At 71.0% G+C, this 20,618-nt stretch carries 11 protein-coding genes; 2 read left to right on the top strand and 9 right to left on the bottom strand.

What is annotated here, in order from left to right; all coding sequences use genetic code 11:
• Position 1: 1 nt before the first annotated feature.
• The 9 genes from AS97_RS25210 to AS97_RS25250 all read right to left on the bottom strand — a co-directional run bounded on the left by AS97_RS25210 (position 2) and on the right by AS97_RS25250 (position 13,058).
• Entirely contained in the window at positions 2-3,142 is a 3,141-nt protein-coding gene (locus AS97_RS25210) for a DEAD/DEAH box helicase (RefSeq protein ID WP_210565722.1), read from the bottom strand.
• Between the two features lie 115 nt (positions 3,143-3,257).
• Positions 3,258-4,007, bottom strand: a complete 750-nt coding sequence (locus AS97_RS25215) for a restriction endonuclease (protein ID WP_236670235.1) — start codon at positions 4,005-4,007, stop codon at positions 3,258-3,260.
• Between the two features lie 260 nt (positions 4,008-4,267).
• Complete coding sequence (locus AS97_RS25220) at positions 4,268-5,470, bottom strand: Ig-like domain-containing protein (protein ID WP_059147612.1); 1,203 nt, start codon at positions 5,468-5,470, stop codon at positions 4,268-4,270.
• Between the two features lie 50 nt (positions 5,471-5,520).
• Positions 5,521-6,363, bottom strand: coding sequence for a hypothetical protein (locus tag AS97_RS25225; protein WP_210565723.1), 843 nt, complete (start codon positions 6,361-6,363; stop codon positions 5,521-5,523).
• Positions 6,356-6,955 (bottom strand): SigE family RNA polymerase sigma factor, encoded by a 600-nt coding sequence (locus AS97_RS25230; RefSeq protein WP_210565724.1) that lies wholly within the window; start codon positions 6,953-6,955, stop codon positions 6,356-6,358. Before AS97_RS25230 ends, AS97_RS25225 begins: the two co-directional genes overlap by 8 nt.
• A gap of 65 nt (positions 6,956-7,020) precedes the next feature.
• Entirely contained in the window at positions 7,021-8,532 is a 1,512-nt protein-coding gene (locus AS97_RS25235) for a PrsW family intramembrane metalloprotease (protein ID WP_210567280.1), read from the bottom strand.
• Positions 8,533-8,936: 404 nt separating this feature from the next.
• A complete protein-coding gene (trmB, locus tag AS97_RS25240) occupies positions 8,937-9,677 on the bottom strand; it encodes a tRNA (guanosine(46)-N7)-methyltransferase TrmB (RefSeq protein ID WP_244321412.1) in 741 nt (246 codons plus the stop codon).
• Positions 9,678-10,106: 429 nt separating this feature from the next.
• On the bottom strand, positions 10,107-11,321 hold the full coding sequence (lhgO, locus tag AS97_RS25245) for an L-2-hydroxyglutarate oxidase (RefSeq protein WP_125759844.1): 1,215 nt from the start codon (positions 11,319-11,321) through the stop codon (positions 10,107-10,109).
• A 273-nt stretch (positions 11,322-11,594) separates the two neighbouring features.
• Positions 11,595-13,058 (bottom strand): hypothetical protein, encoded by a 1,464-nt coding sequence (locus AS97_RS25250; RefSeq protein WP_059147617.1) that lies wholly within the window; start codon positions 13,056-13,058, stop codon positions 11,595-11,597.
• A 947-nt stretch (positions 13,059-14,005) separates the two neighbouring features.
• Here AS97_RS25250 and AS97_RS25255 point away from each other — a divergent pair.
• Complete coding sequence (locus AS97_RS25255) at positions 14,006-16,093, top strand: asparagine synthase-related protein (protein WP_086708695.1); 2,088 nt, start codon at positions 14,006-14,008, stop codon at positions 16,091-16,093.
• 254 nt (positions 16,094-16,347) lie between these two features.
• On the top strand, positions 16,348-20,433 hold the full coding sequence (locus AS97_RS25260; protein WP_210567281.1) for a BTAD domain-containing putative transcriptional regulator: 4,086 nt from the start codon (positions 16,348-16,350) through the stop codon (positions 20,431-20,433).
• The last annotated feature ends 185 nt before the right edge of the window (positions 20,434-20,618 follow it).

Consider the following 20,618-nt stretch of genomic DNA (forward strand, 5'->3'; position numbering starts at 1 on the left):
CCTACCCCGCTGCAATGGCCGAGTAGGTCCAGACATCGGCGGGCAGCTCATGCTGGAGTCGCCAGACAATGCCCATGGGCTTGCTGCCCTTGTGGGATTCGTATTCGGCAGGGCCGATCAGCATCCAGGGCTGGGGCCCTCCTATGTCCGTCTTCTTGTAGCGCCGCACGAAGAGCAGCACGTGGGATCCCCGTTTCGTGTGGTGCTGGTAGCGCTGCCCCGTGGGAGAGGAATCAGATGTTTGGTTCTGCGATTCCCAGTGGAAGCGGTCTGGGCCCATAGCGAAGTCCTTGTACCGGGTCTGCGGCGAGAAGTCCTTATCGTCCTTCTCGAGCGTGATGAGCAGCGCATCCGTCTGGATGCCTTCGCACCACTTCACGCCCTCGCGGAAATTCCCCGGCACGAAGCCGCCTACCTCTGCCTGCCCGAGGGCGGGCAGGATCTCCTCCCGACTGTACGAGGAGTGGATGGCCAGTGGTACGCCACTGTGCTCGCCCAAGAGCGGGATGGGGTAGTGGTCGGTGTGCTCCAGGTTGTACGTCAGCACCTGGCGCAGTTCACTCCGAAAGGCGCTCTGCTGGCGCAACGACTGGAAGCCATCGACATAGTTGCTGAACCCACCGCCTAGAGGCCACAAGGAGAAGAAGAGCATCCGTGCGTACGCCTGCCCTGATGCGTCGAGCGAGTCGTACCCGGGGGCGTCATCGTCCAGCATCCGACGGTAGGCATTCACTCGCTGTGGGTCACTGACATGGAGAAATGCGGAGACGCGCTTGAGGAGGGCGGCCTCCCCTTCGGGCGGCTCGCCGGTGAGGAGATTGGCTCGCCTCAGCAGACCCGTCCATGAGTTGTTGGCCCGATAGAGCTCTTTGAGCTCGCGGCGGCTCTCTTGAAGGTAGGCGTCGAGTCGCGGCTCGGCGTATGCCGCCACCTCCTGCGCCAACTGCCTCACGTTGACGTTGATCTGGCTCCTGATGTTATCCAGGATCCGCTCCTTGGACTTGCGGTCCAGGATGATCTGGCAGCCAGAAGGGAGCTGAGGAAAATCCCGCTGCATGTGCTCGGTCAGCCGATGACGGGTGAAGTTCGTCAGCGCACGGAACTGCTCTTCGAATCGGAACTCCTTACGGTGCTGGCCGATGAAGTCGAGCACGGTGAGGACCGGCTTGTCCGGCGTACGCCGAAGCCCTCGGCCAAGCTGCTGGAGGAAGACCGTGGCGCTGGAGGTGGGGCGGAGCAAGAGAAGGGTGTCCACATCCGGAACGTCCAGCCCCTCGTTGAATAGGTCGACGGAAAAGAGAATCTGTACCGTGCCGTCACGGAGATCTCTCAGGGCCTGGGCGCGTTCGGCAGCAGGAGTGGAACCGTCGAGGGCCTTGGCATTGACACCCGCTCGACGGAAGAAGTCAGCCATGAAGTGGGCGTGTGCCACGGTGACGCAGAAGCCGAGCGCTTTCATGGTCCCCGGGTCGGTGACCTTCTCCTGGACGGCCTTGACGATGAGCCGAGCTCGAGCATGGTTGCCGGTGTAGAGCTGGCTGAGCTCACTGGCGACGTAGGAGCCTTGTTTCCAGGTGATCCCTTCGAGATCGGTGTTGTCCGCGATACCGAAGTAGTGGAACGGACTGAGGAGATCGTTCTCCAGCGCTTCCCATAGCCGCATCTCGGCCGCGAAACGGCCATCGAAGAATTCTTCCTGGACGTTCCTGCCATCCATCCGCTCAGGTGTGGCGGTCAGGCCAAGAAGCTCAAGAGGCTTGAAGTGGTCGATGATGCGCCGATAAGTTGGGGAAACGCCATGGTGGAATTCATCGATGACCACCACATCGAAGTGGTCGGGAGCGAGCTCTTCGAGGGCCCGGGCGTTGAGGGATTGAACGCTGGCGAAGACATGCGTCCAGCCCGTTGGTACCTCTCCTCCGACGAGCAGCTCGCCGAAGTTCGCATCGTCGAGCACTTCCTGGTAGGTGCGCAGCGATTGCTTGAGGATCTCCTGCCGATGGGCCACGAAGAGGAGGCTGAGGGCCCGCCCTTGATGGGCGTGCTTCAGCGCCTTGTAGTCGAGTGCTGCCATAACCGTCTTGCCGGTACCGGTCGCTGCGACGAGCAAGTTCCGGTGTCGGCTGTGGATGTCACGCTCGACGCGGAGTCGTTCTAGCATGTCTTGCTGATGGGGGTACGGGCGTACTTCAAGACCGGACAGGCTGATGGCGTGGGTATCGCTCTTCTGCTTACCGCTGGCCAGCGTTAGGGCCTCGTCCAACCGGGAGGCATCGCGCTCGGGATCGTAGGTCTCAAAGGCGGGCTCGGCCCAGTACGAGTCGAATGTCGCCTCGAACTTCCGCAACACCGGTGGCGTCGCTACGGATGACAGCCGCACGTTCCACTCCAAGCCATCGAGAAGCGCCGTCTTGGAGAGGTTGGAACTGCCCACATAGGCGGTGTCATAGCCGCTGTGACGTCGAAACAGCCATGCCTTTGCATGGAGGCGCGTGGACCGTGACTCATAGTTGACCTTGACCTCGGCGTTGAACTCCGTCACGAGGCGGTCCAGCGCGCGTCGCTCCGTAGCGCCGATGTAGGTGGTCGTGATGACGCGGATCGGCACTCCACGATCGCGGGCCGCCTTGAGCGACTCTTCCAGTACGCGCAGACCATGCCACTTCACAAACGCGCAGAGCAGATCGACACGGTCGGCCGTCGCCAGCTCAGCCCTCAACTCGAACCCAAGGTTCGGGTCCTCGGGTGCGTTGGTGATGAGCGCCGTCTCGGACAGCGGCGTGGCTGGTCGAATGCTGTACACGCCCGGCGCTTCCTGCTCGGCAATGGCCGTCAGCTGACGGGGCCCGTCCGCGACGAGGTCCACCCATTGCTTGGCCCCGTCGAGGGTGCTGATCGACTCGAGGATGTGATTCGCCGCAACGACCTGCTCTTCGGTTGTGAGCGAGATGAAGATCTGGCGGACGGTCTCGCCGATGTGACGGGCGAGCACATGAGGCGAGGAGTGCTCGCCCACCTTCGCCCGGATCGTCTTCCACCCACGGGCATCCAGGGCATTGAGCTGCTCCTCAATCCGAGAGGTGATCAGCTGCTCATACAGCCCAGGCACCGGCCCCGTCTGGTCCGCAAGCTGATCGGCCATGGGCAGCTCTCCTCGATGTCGGCTGGGTGGTGTTGCTGTTGTACCAATCGCCTCTGACACCGGACCTGGACTGGATGGGGCGCAGGAGCGTAGGGGTGTTGGGCGAGTAGCCCGATTACCCGACCTCGAACGCTGGGCCGTTGGGCCAGATCACCCTTGCCCCCGACACGTTGCACAGGTCGATCAGGTCCTGTCGTGGGCGCGCGGGCAGCAGTACGGCCAGGGCCGGTGTGGGCGTGATGTAGCGGCGGTAGTCATAGAGCTGCCCTATGGCCATACGGACCGCTTCACGAGCCACGCTGCCCTTGGCCTCGATCAAGATGTGGTCGGTGGTGTCGAAGAGATCGGTGTAGAGGGCTCTGACCTCCCCGGCCGGGATGATCTTCTTGCGCGTGACGGTGTGGCCACGTTCTAGCAAGTAGTCGTGATACGCGGTGACCAACGGTGCCTCGCGCCGCTCCGCCTCGCGCTCCTGTGTCTTCGAGCTGACGAGCATGCGTTCCGTCTGGTGCTTTTCGATCTCGACGTCCTCAACGACGTCATCGCTGCACGGGGTGAAGGCGAGGTCCTCACCGAGCTGCTCCACGGCACCGATCGACTTGAGGCGGAACATGATCACGCTGCGGGTCTCGCCAGCCTTGTCCGGCGCATCCCGGTAGTACCAGGGGGTATCCGTGGCGAGAGTGAACTCCCCCATGTAAGCCACGACTCCCCGGGCCACTGAGTCGAACAGATGCAAGGCGCGCCCGTCCTGCACGTGTTGGAGGATGGCCAAGTTACCCCGGGTCATCCTCTGATCGCCCGTCTGACCTTCTCCGGTGTAGTGGTAACAGCCGTCGGCTCCCCAGCCGTCGAAGTAGCCCACCTGATGGCCTCGACCAGGGTTGGAGAACAAGAGCACGTTAGGGCTCTTGCGCGAGTGCGCGATTCCTCCCTGCCGACTGCCACCGTAGAGGTCTTGTATCGCCGTACGCTTGCGCTGCTCGCCAGGCGCTATGTCCAACGTGGGTCCCCGAAGATCCAAGAATCATGGTCGACCCAGAGGTTAGCCCTATAAGCGTATTAATGCGGGGAGGGCCGCCCCCACGGCATGCCGGGGCGGCCCTCACAGCACGAGGGGCAGACTCAGCGCAGGGCGCTGAGCTTTTGCCAGGACGGGTAGGGGAGGTTCCAGTCGCCGAAGCCGTTGCCCGTGGAGACCGTGGCGCGGGTGGAGCCGGTGATCTCGACGATGTCGCCTCGGGTGGCGCGGTCGTAGAACCACTTGCCGTCGGCGAGGGACATGCCGACGCAGCCGTGGCTCTGGTTGGACTGGCCGAAGTAGCCGAGGCCCTCGTTCCAGGGGGCGGCGTGGGCGTAGGTGCCCGAGGTGGTGAGGTGGACGGCCCAGGGGACGTCTTTGTTGTAGGGGTCGGCTATGCCCACGGACTCGCTGGTCATATTGACCATGGGGGCCTTGTCGAGGACGACCAGGGTGCCGTTCCAGGTGGGGTAGGACGGCTGGCCGGCGGATATGGGGATGGTCTTCTGCTTCTGGCCGTCCTCGTAGACGGTCATCGTGTGCTTCTTGATGTCGACCTTGGAGATCCGGGGCGTGCCGATGGTGAAGGTCGTCGAGACATCGCGGCGGAGGTAGCGGGAGTCGCCGGTGTTCACGCCGCTGAGGTGGGCTCGGAGGGTGACCTTGGTGTCCTTGTGCCAGTAGGTCTTGGGGCGCCAGTCGACGCGCTCGATGCCGGTGAGGGGGTCCTTGGTCCAGCCCCAGGAGCCTTCGGTCTTGGGGCTGGTGGAGACGGAGAGCGTGCGTTCCACCGCTGCCTTGTTCTGCACCGGGTGGTCGAAGGCCAGGGAGACCGGCTGGCCTATGCCGACGGTGGAGCCCTTGGACGGGGTGACCGTGACGCCGTTGGTCTGCTGGGCGGCGCGGGTGCGGAAGGTGGAGTGCTGGACGGCGGACTTGCCTGCGGCGTTGGTGGCCGTGGCCTCGACGGTGTAGGTCGTACCCGGGGTCATGGTGCGGGTGGAGCGCCAGCTGCTCTTGGAGTGGGAGAGGGCGCCGGTCACCGTGGCGGCCTGGGAACCGGCGCCGTCGGGGACGACGCGGACCGTGGTGAGGGTGCCATGGGAGGCGGTCACCTTGACCGTGGCGTCGGGGGCTATCGCCGCCGTGTCACTGCTTGGGGTGATCGTGATCCGGGTGGGCTTGGCGTCCGCCGGGTCCACCGACGCGGTTTTCGACGCCGACTGGCAGCCGGCGAGCAGGGCGACGGCGATGGCGGGCACCGTGAGGGTGCTGAGGGTGCGCAGGGAACGGACGGAGAGCAGCACAGAGGACCTCTTGCGGGAGTCGTGAGGGGCGATGGGAGGGGAGGAGCGGGTCAGCAACGCCTCTTCGCCTCCTCGGGGTTGTTCCGGTACGGGCCGGGGGAGGCGGTGGCGGTGGGATCGAGGCGCCAGAGCGCGACCGATACGCAGTAGGCGGAGGGACCGTCGATGTAGGCGCTGGGTGGGGTGCCGATGCCCTCGGCCTGCAGCACCGCGACCCGAGTGCCCGAGCGCATCAGGACGACCTGGGCGTCATGCGGTGCGCGGGGCGAGTGCCAGCCGTAGGTCATGGTGGTCGGCTGGCCGACCGCGGTCTCGCTCGACGACGGTGCGTCCATCGTCTTGGGGCGGGCACAGTGGTCCTTCAGCGTCTCCTCGAGGGAGGTGAAGACCTTCGCGGCCTCGCCGTCGCTCGCATAGGCGTTGATGGTGTGGCGCGCCTGCTCCGCCGTGCGGCCCTGGTAGTCGCGGGTGCGCTGGGCGAGGGGGCGCGGGCCGTCGAGGCGGCAGCTGGGGGAGAGGTCGAGCAGCGGTGCCCGGCCATCGTCGGCGGAGCCGATGGTGTCGTCGACCGTCTTCCAGCGCATCATCGCGTCGAACGGCAGAGCCGAGGGCCGAAGGAGGGCGCCCGTGGGGATCTGCGCCCCGGGGACACGGTCCGTTTGCGGGGCGGGTGGGGCCGCCGGGAGCGTACGGGAGGAGTCGTCGCCCGGCAGCAGCCGCCAGGAGCCCGCGGTCACGGCGGCCACCGCGAGGACGGCCGCGGCGGTGATCGCCGTGCGCTGCCGGGCGCGGCGCCGACGGCCCCGCGCCCGCACGGCTTCCGGGCCCGCCAGACGTATGGAGGGCTCGACGCCTCGGGCGATATCGCGCAGACGCTCGTCCAGATCAGCCATGGGAGGGCACCCCCTTCGGGTGGCACGTGGGCGGATGGGGCGCCGGCGCCTTGGCGCCAGCGTCAGCGTTGGCGAAGGTGTCGGTGTCGGTGTCGGTGTCGGTGTCGGCGAGATGGGAGCCGAGTGCCTTGCGGGCACGGCTGAGCCGGGTGCGCACGGCGCCGGAGGAGACGCCCGTCTCCCGGGCCACCTGCTCAATGGGCAGATCGAGAAGGTGGTGCAGGACCACGGCCGTACGCTGCTCGGGCTTCAGTCCGCGCAGGGCATGGATCAGCGCTACCCGGTCCGGGGCGAGATCGGGCAGATCGGGGGGCGGGCCATGGCGGAAGTGGGCCCGCATGCGGTTACGGGCGCGGCGCCAGGAGCTGACGGCGAGGCGCAGGGCGACGGTGCGGACCCAGGGGGTGGGATCGCCCTCGGCGGTCAGCCGGTCCCAGCGCTGCCACGCCCGGGCATACGCCTCCTGCACCGCGTCCTCGGCCTCGGCGAGATCGCCCGTCGCCGCATAGACCGCAGCCACGAGCCGCTTCGCCGTAGCCGTATAGAACTGGTCGAAATCGGATGGTGTTGATGAAGCTGATGGTTCTGACATGAATCCCCCGCGCCCCCACGTGCTCCCCGCTTCTATGTAGGAACACGTCCGAAAGGGGCGGGAGGTTACAGACGACTTTCGGGTCCGCCGGGTCCGTAGGGGACGGGGGAGGTGTGGGGCGTCGCCGAGTTCGCGGGCGGCTGTGGGGTGCGCGGCTGCTGCGGGCCCTGCGGCGGAGGGGCGCCCCACGGCGCGTAGGTCGGCTGGGCCCCGTATTGCGGCTGCGCCGCGTAGCCGTACCCGTAACCGGACCCGGGCCCGCCGTAGCCGTAGCTCTGACCGGTTCCGTAGTCATACGCGTACCCGCCGCCGTACGGCCCGGCGGGCCAGAACGGTGCGGGCATCGTGCCCGGGGCCGGCCGGGGTGCCTGGCGGGGCCGGGGGAGCGGCACGGACAGCGCCGCGTGGGCCAGGGCGGGCTGGGCGGTCTCCCGCCGCTCCCACAGACGGTCCAGCAGTTCCCTCTCGCGGGTGGTGAAGTCCGGGCCGGCCGTGCCGCGGTACGCGCGGCGGCGGAGGAAGGCGAGTGAGGTCGCGAAGGCGGTGTACTCGCCGACCGTACGGGCCGCCGCCGCGCCATGGGTGCGGCGGGCGAGGTCGCGGGCGATGCCGCGGGCGCGCATCGAGGACAGGGCGAGGGGCTCGGGCGGGGTGAACCAGCCGGCGGCCTGGTAGGCGGCGAGCTGCTCTCGTATGGTGCGCAGTTCCTTGGTGCGGGACCAGAGCGTCAGCCAGGTCAGCAGCCCGAACATGGGGACCATGAACAGGGCGTAGACGATGAGGAAGCCGTAGCCGCCGAGGGTCGCCGAACCGTTCCACACGCCGTGCAGGACCATCGCGGTCAGCAGCATCACGATCGGTATGAGGACGCGGCGGACGCGCTGGTGCCGTGCCGCCGCGGCGGCTATGCCGAAACCCACCCCCGTCATCGCGGTGAAGAGGGGGTGCGCGAAGGGGGACATCACGGCGCGGATGAAGAAGGTCGCGGCCGTGGTCGACCGGATGCCGGAGTAGCCGAGCGTCTGGTCGCTGACGAAGGCCGAGCCGAGATAGAGGATGTTCTCGGTGAAGGCGAAACCGGTGGCGGTGATTCCGGCGACGACGACCCCGTCGACCAGCCCGTTGAAGTCGCGGCGGCGGAAGAGGAAGAGCAGCAGGACGGCGGCCGCCTTGGCGCTCTCCTCCACGAACGGCGCGATGAAGGTGGCGCCCCAGGTGTCGGCGTCGGCCTGGCCGATGGGGGACGAGGAGTCCACGGTGGTCATGAGCCACTCGGTGGCGAAGCCGTTGGCGATCAGCGCGACCAGTGTCGCGGCGCACGCTCCCCAGGCGAAGGCGAACACAAGGTTTCGCCAGGGCTTGGGGTCGACGCGGTCCAGCCACCGGAAGACCGCGATGATCAGAGGCACGGGGAGCACGGCGAGGCCGAGCCCCACCAGGAAGCCCTTGGTGCCTGTCTGTTCGCGCACCAGCGCCAGGATGATCAGGCCGGAGAGCGAGAGCAGACCGGCGAGCGCGGTGGCCCGCAGCGCCTTGTTGTGCCAGACGCGGGCGAGACGGCCTCCCGGCCCCCACAGGCCCTGGCGGGGCGCATGCGGCCAGCCCGTCGGTGCGGCGCCGGTGCCGAACCACGGGTGCTGGTCACCGTAAGGAGCGCCGTAGGGAGTGCCGTGCGGTGCTGCGCCGTGCGGTGCTGCGTCCTGCGGTGTGCCGCCGTGCGGTGTGCTGTGCGCCGCCTCGTACGGCCCGGCCTGCGGTGCCGCGTTCTGGCCGCCGCCCTGGGGTGCCTCGTACGGCGCTCCGTGCGGAGCCTCGTGCGGTGCGCCACGCGGAGCCTCCGGCAGCGCTCCGTACGGAGCCTCGCGCGGCGGCGTGACCGGTGGTTCGGGCGGCTCTTGCGGGGGCGGGGACTGATGCACTCAACCGACCCTAACGAACGGGGGAAGGGGACTCAGGGCTTATGCCCATCCCCTTGGGGTCGTTATGTGTCGTTGCGGCGGAAGATCAGGTCATGGACGAGGTGTCCCTTGTCCAGCCCCTGGCTCTCGAACTTGGTGAGCGGCCGGAAGTCCGGGCGCGGGGCATAGCCGCCGTCGGGCTGGGAGTTGTCGAACGCGGGGCTCGCGGAGAGGACCTCCAGCATCTGCTCCGCGTACGGCACCCAGTCGGTCGCGCAGTGCAGCAGCGCACCGGGCTTCATCCGGGTGGCGGCGAGCTCGATGAACTCGGGCTGGATGAGGCGGCGCTTGTGGTGCCGCTTCTTGGGCCAGGGGTCGGGGAAGAAGACCCGCAGCCCGGAGAGCGATGCGGGGGCCAGCATCTCGCGGAGCAGGATGATCGCGTCGCCGTTCGCGACCCGGATGGTGTCCAGGCCGTTCCGCTCCGCGAGCGCGAGCAGATTGCCCTGGCCGGGAGTGTGGACGTCGGCGGCGAGGATGCCCGTGCCGGGGTCGGCGGCGGCCATCTGCGCCGTGGCCTCACCCATGCCGAAGCCGATCTCCAGGACGACGGGAAGGCCGGGGCGCGGGCCTGCCTCTGTGGCGAACAACTCACCGAGGTCGATACGGCTCAGCCCGTCGATGTCCAGGCCCCACTGTGGCCACAGGCGGCGCAGCGCCTCGCCTTGGCCCGGGGTCACCCGGCCGCGGCGGGGGCGGAAGGAGCGGATGCGGCGCTCGTGGTGCGAGCCGGCCGGATCGGCCACGGGACCGCCGGGGAACATCGGCTCGCTGCGGTCACGGGGGGCGGGCAGGGCACGCTCCACGTGGGAATCGGGGGCGGTGGGGTTCTCGGACACAGTGCTTCGATTCTACGGGCGGAGCCGGGGAGGGCGGCGGGGCCGGTGCGGCAGGGTGGGGCGCCGGGGCACCGGGGGCTGGTCCGGCGGTCACCGCCCAGCGGGTCGGGGCAGCGGGACGGGCAGCCGGGTCCATGGACAGCCGGATCGATGGACAGCCGGATCGATGGGCAGCCGGGCCCTGGACGGTCAGGTCGTGCGGCCTCGGTGAGGGTGGCCTGAGGGGCTCGGCCCGTGCCTCTCGGCGGGGACTGGACCCGTGCCTCTTGGCGCGAGCTCGGCCCGTACCTCACGCCGAGGCTCGCCCGTATCCCGGCGGCGGGGCCCGCTCGTGCCCCGCCCCCAGCCGCCCCCTCACCCCGCCCGAAGGCTCTCCAGCACTCGGCGGGCGACCTCCCGGCCGATCGGCAGTGAGGCCGTGGCCGCGGGCGACGGGGCGTTGAGCACATGGACGATCCGGGGCGACTGAGAGATCAGGAAGTCGTCCACCAGCGTGCCGTCCGGCAGCACCGCCTGGGCGCGCACGCCCGCCGGGGCCGCTATCAGGTCGTCGGCCGTCACATCGGGCAGCAGACGGCGCACGGCGTCGGTGAAGGCGCGCTTGGACAGGGAGCGCCGCAGCTCACCCGCCCCGTACCGCCAGTGGCGGCGGGCGATCCGCCAGGAGCCCGGATACGCCAGCGTGCCGGCCAGCTCCTGCGGGCGCACCGTATGCCAGGCGTATCCCTCGCGGGCGAGGGCCGGCACCGCGTTGGGCCCGATGTGGACGCCGCCGTCGATGCCGCGGGTCAGATGGACGCCGAGGAACGGGAACGCCGGGTCGGGCACCGGGTACACCAGACCGTTCACCAGCGAGGCGCGGGAAGGCACCAGCTCGTAGTACTCACCGCGGAAGGGCACGATCCGCATGCCCGGGTCGTCGCCCGCCAGCCGGGCGACGCGGTCGCAGTGCAGCCCCGCGCAGTTGACCAGGGCCCGCGCGCGCAGCACCGTGCCGTCCCCCGTGCGCACCGCTACCGCGGAGGGGCGGCGGCCGATGGTGCGCACCTGCGCCCCGTACCGCACCGAGGCGCCCGCGTCCTGGGCGAGCCGGGCCAGCCGGGCCGCCACCGCGCCGAAGTCGCAGACGCCCGTCGTGCCGACGTGGATCGCGGCGAGGCCGCGCACCCATGGTTCGTACTCCGCGATCTGGGCGGGGCCCAGCTCGCGCACCGGAATGCCGTTCTCCCTGCCGCGCTGGACGAGGCCGTGGAGCCTCGGCAGCTCGGAGCGCTCCGTGGCGACGATGAGCTTGCCGGTGACCTCGTGCGGAATGCCGTATTCGGCGCAGAACTTCACCATCTCCGCGGCGCCGCGCACCGCGAACCGCGCCTTGAGCGACCCCGGGCGGTAGTAGATGCCGCTGTGGATCACGCCGCTGTTGCGCCCGGTCTGGTGGCGGGCCGGGCCCGCCTCCTTCTCGAGCACGGTCACGCGGGTGCCGGGCGCGGCGCGGGTGATCGCATACGCCGTCGACATGCCGACGATCCCGCCCCCGATCACCAGCACGTCGCAGTCCAACGCCGTCACGCCATGTCACCTCCCCACGCGCCACACCGTCCAGTCGCCCGACCGTCGATCCCTATCATGACCTGCACCACTGACAACGGCCCGAAACCCATGCCATGACTAGGGTCCGGGCTAGGTCCACCGGTCATATGGATCGATTCATATCGAGTCGCGCATTCCGGGTGACGCATATCCGAATCGCGCATTCCGGGCAGCTCTCGCCTCACCGCTCATCCCCGGCAGACCACGCCTTTCATCCTGGGCCGCCACGTCTCCTCCCACGCCGAGGGCCGCTCACGCCGGGGCCACCAGCAGCGGCCGGGCCTGCTCGCGCAGCTCGGCGACGCGCGGCTCGTCGCGGTACGCCTCCAGGCGGCGCATCAGGTCCCGCACATACTCCGTCGTGCGCGCGGACGAGATCCGGTTGGCCACCTCCACGGCACGGGCGCCCGCCGCACAGGCCGCGTCCAGATTGCCGGACTCCAGTTCGGCGACGGCGGACACCACGAGCCGCAGCCCGTGCGACCGTACGAACTCCTCCGTCGGCCTGGCCAGCGCCTGCTCGGTGAAGCGCCGCACCTGGCGCGGCAGCCGGAGATCGCGATAGCACTCGGCGGCGTCGGCCGCGAACCGCTCATGGCTGTAGAAGTCGAGCCAGGACGGATCGGGGTCGCCCGCCCGCGAGCGCTCCAGCCAGCCCTCGGAGGACTTCAGGGCCGCCCCGCAGGCGGGTCCGTCCCCGGACTTGGCCTGGGCGCGCGCCTCCACGAGCCGGAAGAAACTCATGGTGCGGGCGGTGGCCAGGCCGCGGTTGCGCTCCAGGGCGGCCTGGGCCAGGTCCACGCCCTCGTCGGCGAAGCCCCGGTAGGTGGCCTGCAGGCTCATCGACGCCAGCACATAGCCGCCCAGGGGGACGTCGGCCGCGGCGCGGGCGAGGCGCAGCGCTTGGATGTAGTAGCGCTGTGCGGCCTCCTGTTGGCCGGTGTCGAAGGCCATCCACCCGGCGAGCCGGGTCAGTTCGGCAGTGGCGCCGAAGAGGGAGCGGCCTACCTCGTCGCTGTACGAGCCGAGCAACAGGGGCGCCGCGTCCACCCGGAGGCACTCGGGAACCATGGAGGAACGCCAGTCGCCGCCGCCGTACTTGGAGTCCCAGCGGCGGGCGTCCTCGGCGGCCTCGCGCAGCTTGGTGACGTCACTGTGGCCGACGCGCTGCAGCGGTAAGGCGTCCGGCGCCGCCCCGCCCGTGGTGCTCGCGGCGGTGGTCTCGTCCTCGGCGTCCTTGGGTTCGCGGGCCACCGAGCTGTCGGCGGGAGATATGAGCCAGCGTGAGGCCGGGGTGGCGTACGCGCTTACTGAGAAAGATCCGGCCAGGCTCTGCCAGATGCCGACCCCGCCGCGCCGACCCGCGAGATCCAGCCGGTAGAGCTCGGTCGCGGAGCGGACGGCCTGGCCGATGTCGCGCGGGAAGGCGAGACCGACCTCGGGGGCCGGATCGGCATCGGCCAGACCGATTTCGTGCAGGGGGACGGGGCGGCCGAGTTTGCTGCCGATCGCAGCCGCAATGAGGTGTGGCGCGGCCCCCTGGGGGACCATGCCCTTGGACACCCAGCGCGCGACGGACGTCTTGTCGTAGCGAAGTGTCAGGCCACGCTGGGCGCCGAGGTCGTTGACTCTGCGCGCGAGCCCGGCATTGCTGATCCCAGCGAGGGCGAGAACGGTGCCGAGCTTTTCGTTCGGCCCGCGTGGCTCCCTGGACATGCGCACCCCTCGACAGCACCGACGGCCGCCCCGGCATGAGCGCGGGACATTCGTAAACCCAGCGTAGTTCGCCGCATCCCGACCGTTAAGAGGTGGTGTCCCGGATGGCGAGATTCTTGTACGAACGGGCGTGCGGGGCGTGACGTGTGCTCCCGGTGTGTGTGGCTGTGCGCCCGTGTGTGCGCTCTGTCTCAGTCGCGGCGGGGACGTTTCGATGGATCCTGCGTGGGTCGGCCCGCTGTACTGGATCCAGTGGGCTGGGGGACGCCGCCGCCTCATTCCCCGCGGGTGGCGGAACGGTCCGGGAGGCGAATGCCGCCTCCCGGACTGTCGTGTCGGGAGGCGCGAGAGGCGGAAGTCGAGTACTTGCAGGGCGTCCGCAAGACCATCGAGAGCGCCACGGCAACTTGGCTGAATATCGCCCATCACGGCCGGGCTCCCGCGTCGGGCCGGGGAGGGGGAGGCCCGACGCGGGAAGCCCTCTTCCGCTCGGATCGCGCACGGATTCCGCCCAGGGCGGTGCGCCTCGTATCACATGCCGCGGATGCCCCGGTGTGCGGCGGACGCCGCGGCGCGGACGGTAAGTCCCTCAGATGGTCCGTGGGTTGGCGCATTTTCCGCGCGCCCCTTCGTGCGCCCCTTGTGCGCCGCTCCGCATATGCGTCGATGCCCTTGCGCTCTTGCGCGCCCCAGTCGTGGCAGCATGGGCCGCGGCGGAACGGTGGGTCGCTACCGGCTGTGGTTCCCTCGTGGGCTCCTTAATGGATGCCTTCCTGGGAGGATCACCTACTGGGATCAACTCTGCGATTTCTGCGGTCATCTGTGGTCACGGGACATCCAGGAGATCCATGTTGTTGTCCGGTTCGATGCCGAAACCGTCAACATGCTGTGCATGATGGCACCTACTTCTTGGTTGCCCTGGATGCCCACAGCCTGTGGAGGCGGCGATGCGGTGGTTGGTGGGGTGGAGCAGTACCGCATCCGGCCCGGTCCCCCCGGAGGGCCGTGCGATCCAGCCGGTCGGCGCTCAACTCCTGTGGTCCGACCCCGATCCGCTGTGGGCGGTCGGCGACTGGCGGCCCGATGAGGTACGCGTCGTCCAGACCGATCCCTTCACCCGCCTCGCCGTCTTCGGCTGCTGCGGCGCCACCGACGAGGAGCTGCGGGTGGGGCTGTTCGCCGCACGCGGCGGTGCCCTGCGCCATCTGACCGCCTGGTCCGGCAGCTACACCGCCGTCGCCCAGGTCGGCCGCCGCATCACCATCGTCGGCGACCTCGCGGGCGCCCGGCCCGTCTTCCACACCGACTGGGCCGGCGGCACCGCCTACGCCACGGCCGCGCTTCCGCTCGCCGACCTCATCGAGGCACAACTCGACGTCGGCCACCTCGGCGCGCTGCTCGCCTGCCCCGACTCCCCGGAGGCCATGGGCGACGGCACGCCCTATATGGGTGTCAGACGCGTGCCCCCGGGCCATGCGCTGATCCTGCGCGACGGCGCCCGCGACGTCACCGGCTACGAGCCCACCGCGTCCCTCGCCGTCGCCGCGCCCCCACTCGACCAGGGCACGGCCGTGGACGCGGTCCAGGACGCCCTTGTGGAGGCCGTACGGGCCCGGCTCACGGCCCCGCGCCACGCCCCCGAGACCGACGACCTCGATCCCGGTCCGGTGCCCGGCATGGGGCCCGCCGAGCGGCGGGCCGCCCGCGGGGCTCCGGCCCCCGGCATCGGCGCCGATCTGTCCGGCGGCAGTGCCTCCGCCACCCTCGCCCTGCTCGCCGCCGGGCTCCCCGGAATGCCCGGCACCCTCTTCGGGCACGGCACCGAGGCGGGCGAGCGGCTCCTTGCCGTCACCTTCAACGACCTCGCCACGGCGGGTGGCGCCCGCACCCGCGAGGCCGAACTCGAACGGGCCGGCGCCATCGCCGCCAATCCGCGGCTGCACCATGTGGTCGTCACCGCGGGCGAGGAGGCCCTGCCGTACGCGGGCCTCGACACCGGCGCCCTTACCGATGAGCCCGGCCCCTCCCTCGTCATCGCCGAACGCCACCGGCGCCGGCTCGCCGCGGGCAGCGCCGACCACTTCATCGGGCACGGCGCCCGCCAGGTGCTCGACGCCCACCCCGCGCGCCTCGCCGACCTGCTGCTCGACCGGCGCAGACGCCATCTGCTGCGCCCCGCCACCGCGCTCGCGAAGGCCGACGGCCCCTCCGCACAGTCCTTCTTCGTGCCCTTCACGGTCTACCGGGCCGCACGACGGCTGGCCCGCACCTCCTACCGCGACGGCGTCCAGGACGCCGCGGTACGCCTGCTGGAGCGCCGCTTCGCCGACGACCAGGCCGTACGCGACCCCGGCGCCGTATCCGCCTCCCTCGCCGCCCTGACGTGGTGCCGCCCGGGGCCCGCCGCCCGCTGGCTCACCGGGGAGACGCTCGCCGAGGTGTCCGTCCGGCTGGAGGAGGCGGCCATGCGCCCCGTGCTGATGCGCCGCCCCGGGGAGCGCCGCGCCGACGCAGCCCTCGCCCGTTACGCCGCGGACCACCGCGTCTTCGAGCAGGCCGCCGAGATCCGCAGCCAGCGCCTGCACGCGCCCTTCCTCGACAACCAGGTCGTACGGGCCTGCCGCGCGCTCCCCGAAGCGCTTCGGGTGCAACCGGGGGCGCGAGCCGCGGTGCTGCGGACGGTGCTCGCCGGAGCGGGCATCCGGGAGCTTCCTCCCGGTTGGGGAGCCACCTCCCACGCCGCCCACACCGCCGCCGTACGGACCGGCATGCGCACCTGGACGGGCGAGTTGATGACCCTCTTCGACGCGCCGCTGCTGGCGGACGCGGGCCTGATCGAGGCCCGTGTCGTCCGTAAGGCCCTGCGCGCCGCCGCACAAGGGGAGCGGCTGCCCCTGGACGGCCTGGCCGAACTCGTCTCCACCGAAGTCTGGCTGCGGCGCCTGCTGGCCCGCCGGGGCACCTGCTGGACGGGTACGGCGGCGCCACGGCAGCGGGCCGTGGCGGGCGGAGTGGTGCCGCGCCCGAGCCTGTGACGGCTTCCGCACCGAGGCGACACGAGGCCGCCTGGTGACACCTCGCCCGGCCCCGGGTGCCCCGCGGGGCATGGCACCTGGCGCTCAGAGAGCCGGGGCCCGCCGCGGACCCGCCGCGCACGAAGCCGGCGTCCTTACGGCGGACGGCGGCGGACGAGTCCTCACGGCGGACGAGCCCTCACGGCGGACGGGACGAAGGGGCCGCGCCGCACGATCTGCCCAGCGGCAACCGGCAACCTAGGAGAATGGCGCCTGTGCGGTATCTGATCCTCGGCACCACCGAAGCGCGCGACGACCACGGCGACCCGCTCCCCCTCGGCGGCCCCCGGATCCGCGCGCTGCTCGCCGCGCTCGCCGTACGGGCCGCTCGCTCCGCCCCGGTCTCCGTCGACGTCCTGATCGACGCGGTGTGGGCCGACGACCCTCCGCATGACGCGCCCGCCGCGCTCCAGGCGCTCGTCGGCCGACTGCGCCGGACCATCGGCCGGGACGCCGTCGTCTCTTCACCCGGCGGCTACCGTCTCGCGACCACCACCCCCCAGGACGACGTCGACCTGCTCCGCTTCGAGCGGCTGACGAACGAGGGCATCCGCGCCCTGGACGCCGACGACCCCGGGACGGCCGCCGCCACCCTCCGTAAGGCGCTCGCCCTGTGGCGCGGCCCGGCCCTTGCCGACCTGCCGGACCGGGACGCGCCCGCCGCCCGCCCCGAGGCGCTCCGGCTGACCGCGCTGCACCGCCGGATCGACGCCGATCTCGCGCTCGACCGCCCTACGGACGTCATACCGGAGCTGCGCCAGCTCGTCGCGGACCATCCGCTCGACGAAACGTTCCACGCCCAGCTGATCCGCGCGCTGCGGGCGGCCGGCCACTCCGCCGACGCCCTCGCCGCGTACGAGAACGTCCGCCGGATCCTCGCCGACCGCCTCGGCACCGACCCGGGAGCGGAGCTGAAGGAGCTCCACAGACGGCTGCTGGTGACGAACGCCGAGCCGGCCCCAGGGGATCCGGACGCCGCGCGCGGCGGCGCGCCCACCGCGCAGGCCGTGGCGTCGGAGGCCGACGGCCATGGGGGGAGTGGTGGGGGCAGGGCCCGGGCCGACAGCGGGGCTGGGTGGGCGTTCGACGGCCGGGGCGACAGCGCGCCCAGGTGGATGACCGAGGGCCGGGACGACGGCCCGTCCACGGGCGCGTTCGACGGCCCGGCCAGGAACGCGTTCGACGGCCCGGCTGGGAGCGGAGAAACCGGCGGCGCGGCCCGAAGCCGGGGCGCCGACGGCAGGGAGGCGGGCTCGGGCACCGCCGTGCCGCCTCTGCCGTACAGCAACCTCAGGGCCCGCCTCAACAGCTTCGTCGGCCGGCAGAACGAGATCGGCGACATCCTCCGGGACCTGGACGGCGCCCGCCTGGTCACCCTCACCGGCCCCGGCGGCTCCGGCAAGACCCGGCTCTCCGAGGAGGCCGCGGCGACCGTGACGGCCGGCTATCCGGACGGCGTCTGGGTGGCTGAACTCGCCCCGCTCGACCACCCCTCCGCCGTCCCCGGCGCCGTCCTGAGCGCGGTCGGCCGCCGCGCGACCATGCTGCTCGCCTCCGGGCTCGAAAGCCGCACCACGGGCCCGGACGGCGGAGACCCGACCAGTCGGCTCGTCGAGTACTGCGCCGACCGCCGGCTGCTGCTCCTGCTCGACAACTGCGAGCACGTCATCGACACCGCGGCCCGGCTCACCGAGACCCTGCTCGCGCACTGCCCCGGTGTGACCGTGCTCGCCACCAGCAGGGAGCCGCTGGGGGTGCCCGGCGAGACCATCAGACCGGTGGAACCGCTCGCGCCCGCCCCCGCCCACCAGCTGTTCGCCGAGCGCGCCGCCACCGTAAGGCCCGGCTTCGACCCGGCGGCGGACCCGGAGACGGCTGCAGCGGTTGCGGAGATCTGCCGCCGCCTGGACGGTCTGCCGCTGGCGATCGAGCTGGCCGCGGCACGGCTGCGGCTGCTGACCCCACGCCAGATCGCGGACCGGCTGGACGATCGCTTCCGCCTGCTGACCAGCGGCAGCAGAACCGCGCTGCCCCGCCAGCAGACCCTGCGGGCCGTCGTCGAGTGGTCCTGGGACCTCCTCGACGGGCGCGAGCGCACCGTGCTGCGCCGTGCGTCGGTCTTCGCGGGCGGGTGGACCCTGTCCGCGGCCGAGGCGGTGTGCGCGGACGCCCCGCCCGGTGAGAACGTCCTTACGGTCGACACGGACGAGGATCGCGTCTTCGGCGATGGCGTCTTCGAGGATGGCGTCGACACCCGTGGCGCCCTTACGGACGCGACGGCAAGCACGCCGGAGCCGGGGGACACAGTCGCGTACGACGAGACGCGCTCCCCTATGCGCTCTCATCCGCGCCCCCACGCCAGGATCGCGCCCGCCGAGGTGCTGGAACTGCTCGGGGCGCTGGTCGACAAGTCGCTTCTGATCGTCGACCATCCGTCGCACGGTGCGGCGGCGGAGTCCTCCGGGCCGCTCGGCGGGGAGCCCCGCTACCGGATGCTGGAGACGATCCACGAGTACGTCGGCAAGCGCGCCACCGAGGACCGGGCGGCCCGTGCCGACCACAAGGCCGCCGTGGCCCGTCACACCGCCCACTTCAGGGACTTCATCCGCGCCGCCGAACCCCGCCTGCGCTCCGCCGAACAACTGCCCTGGCTCCACCTGGTCGAGACCGACCTCGACAACATCCGGGCCGCGTTGCACCGCTCCCTGACCATCGCGGACGAGGACACCGTCTTCGCGCTCATCCGCGCCTTGGCCTGGTTCTGGTGGCTGCGCAACTACCGGGACGAGGGCGCCGCCTGGGTCGGCCGTGCCCTGGCTCTCCAGGCCCGCGCCCACGGCACGGACGCCGAGGCGGACCGGGTACCGGGCGGCGCCCATCCCCTTGACCAGTTCCCGTACATCCCGGACCGGATTCCGGACGGCGAGGACGGTGTCGACGAGGAAGCCACCCGGTACTGGCAGCGTATGGACCTGCGGCTGATGCTCTTCGTCCTGCTCGCGGAGCAGGGCACCGGCCCGGATCTGAGTGACCCCAGGATCCGGGACGTCGCCATACGCATGCGCGCCGCCTACGCGGGCCACCCAGGGCCCCGTAGCGCGTCCTTCCCTGGTCTGCTGTGGCCGTTCACGGCCTTCGTCATCGAGGGCTTCATCGGCGGGATGCTGCCGCTCATGGACCAGACCGTGGCCGTCTGCCGCACGCACGGCGACGACTGGGCGCTCGGCATCACGCTGATGTACCGCACCCACCTCGCCATCGACATGCCGGGCGGCATCGAGACCGTGGACGACGACCTGGCCGAGCTGCGCGAGCTGACCGCCCGCGTCGGCGATCGCTGGCTGCTCGCCCAGGTGGAGGGCGCGCGCGGCGAGATCGCCACCCACCACGGCCGGTTCGCGGAGGCGAAGGCCGCCTACGAGAAGGCACTACGGCTCGCGCAGGAGCTCGGCGCCCACACCGAGGTGCCGTTCCTCTACACCCGCCTCGCCGATCTCGCCCTCCACGAGCGGGACATGGAGGCCACGCTGACGTTGGTGGCGCGCTCCGAGGAGGCGGCGGAGCGCTGCGGTACCCAGGACGTGAGGGCCTTCAACCAGATCGTGCGCAGCGAGGCCGAGCTGTTGCGTGGTGATCTGGGGCGGGCCAGGACGTATTGCGACGCCGCTTGGGATCGAGCGGGGCGTGGCACGCCGCCGCCGCAATTCTGGGTCGTGGCCGGCGGCCTGGACGGCCGTATCACCGGCCTGGAGGGCGATCTGGTCGGCGGACTGCGCAAGCTGCGGAACACTCTGCGCGAGGGCTTCGAGGCGAGCTGCATGGAGCTGCTGCTGGCCCATCAGGCGGAGTCGGCGGCGGAGCTCCTGACGCGATGCGGACAGGAGCGGCTCGCCGTGCGGCTGCTGGGCGCCGCCGACGGCTGGCGCGGTCGGCTGCCGCGCTCACCCCTGGTGGCCGGGGACATCGGTGCGACCGTGGCCCGCGCGAGCGAGGCGCTGGGCCAGGACGCGGTGGACAAGCTGCGCGCCGAGAACACGGCCCTGACCCCCGAGCAGGCCATCTGCCTGCTCGACGAGGTGCTGACCTCTCTCGACGCCACGGACGCCACGGACGCCGCGGATGCCGCGGACGCCACCGACGTCGCGGACGCGTTCGAAACGACCGCGGCCCAGGCAGACGTCCAGGCTGAGGCCGTCGAGCGGGCCGGCGCCGACGACCAGGCCAAGCCCAACACCCAAGCCAACCCCGATATTCAGGCCGAGACCGCCGACCGGGGAGCCGCACCGCCGCCCGCCCGCTGACGCGGACCCACGCGCGCGGATGCGCGACGCCCCGGCCCACAGTCGCGTGTCGTCACTCGTACCGAGGAGGCGCAACGCACCCCGACCGCCACCCCCGACCGCCCCGGCGCACGAAACCCGCGCACCTGCGGACCCCGCCCACCGGGCCGACGCATCGCCGACCCCTCGCGGGCGGCCCCGCAGCA

Origin of the sequence: Streptomyces sp. AgN23 (genome assembly GCF_001598115.1) — a bacterium.
Taxonomy (GTDB): Bacteria; Actinomycetota; Actinomycetes; order Streptomycetales; family Streptomycetaceae; genus Streptomyces; species Streptomyces antimycoticus.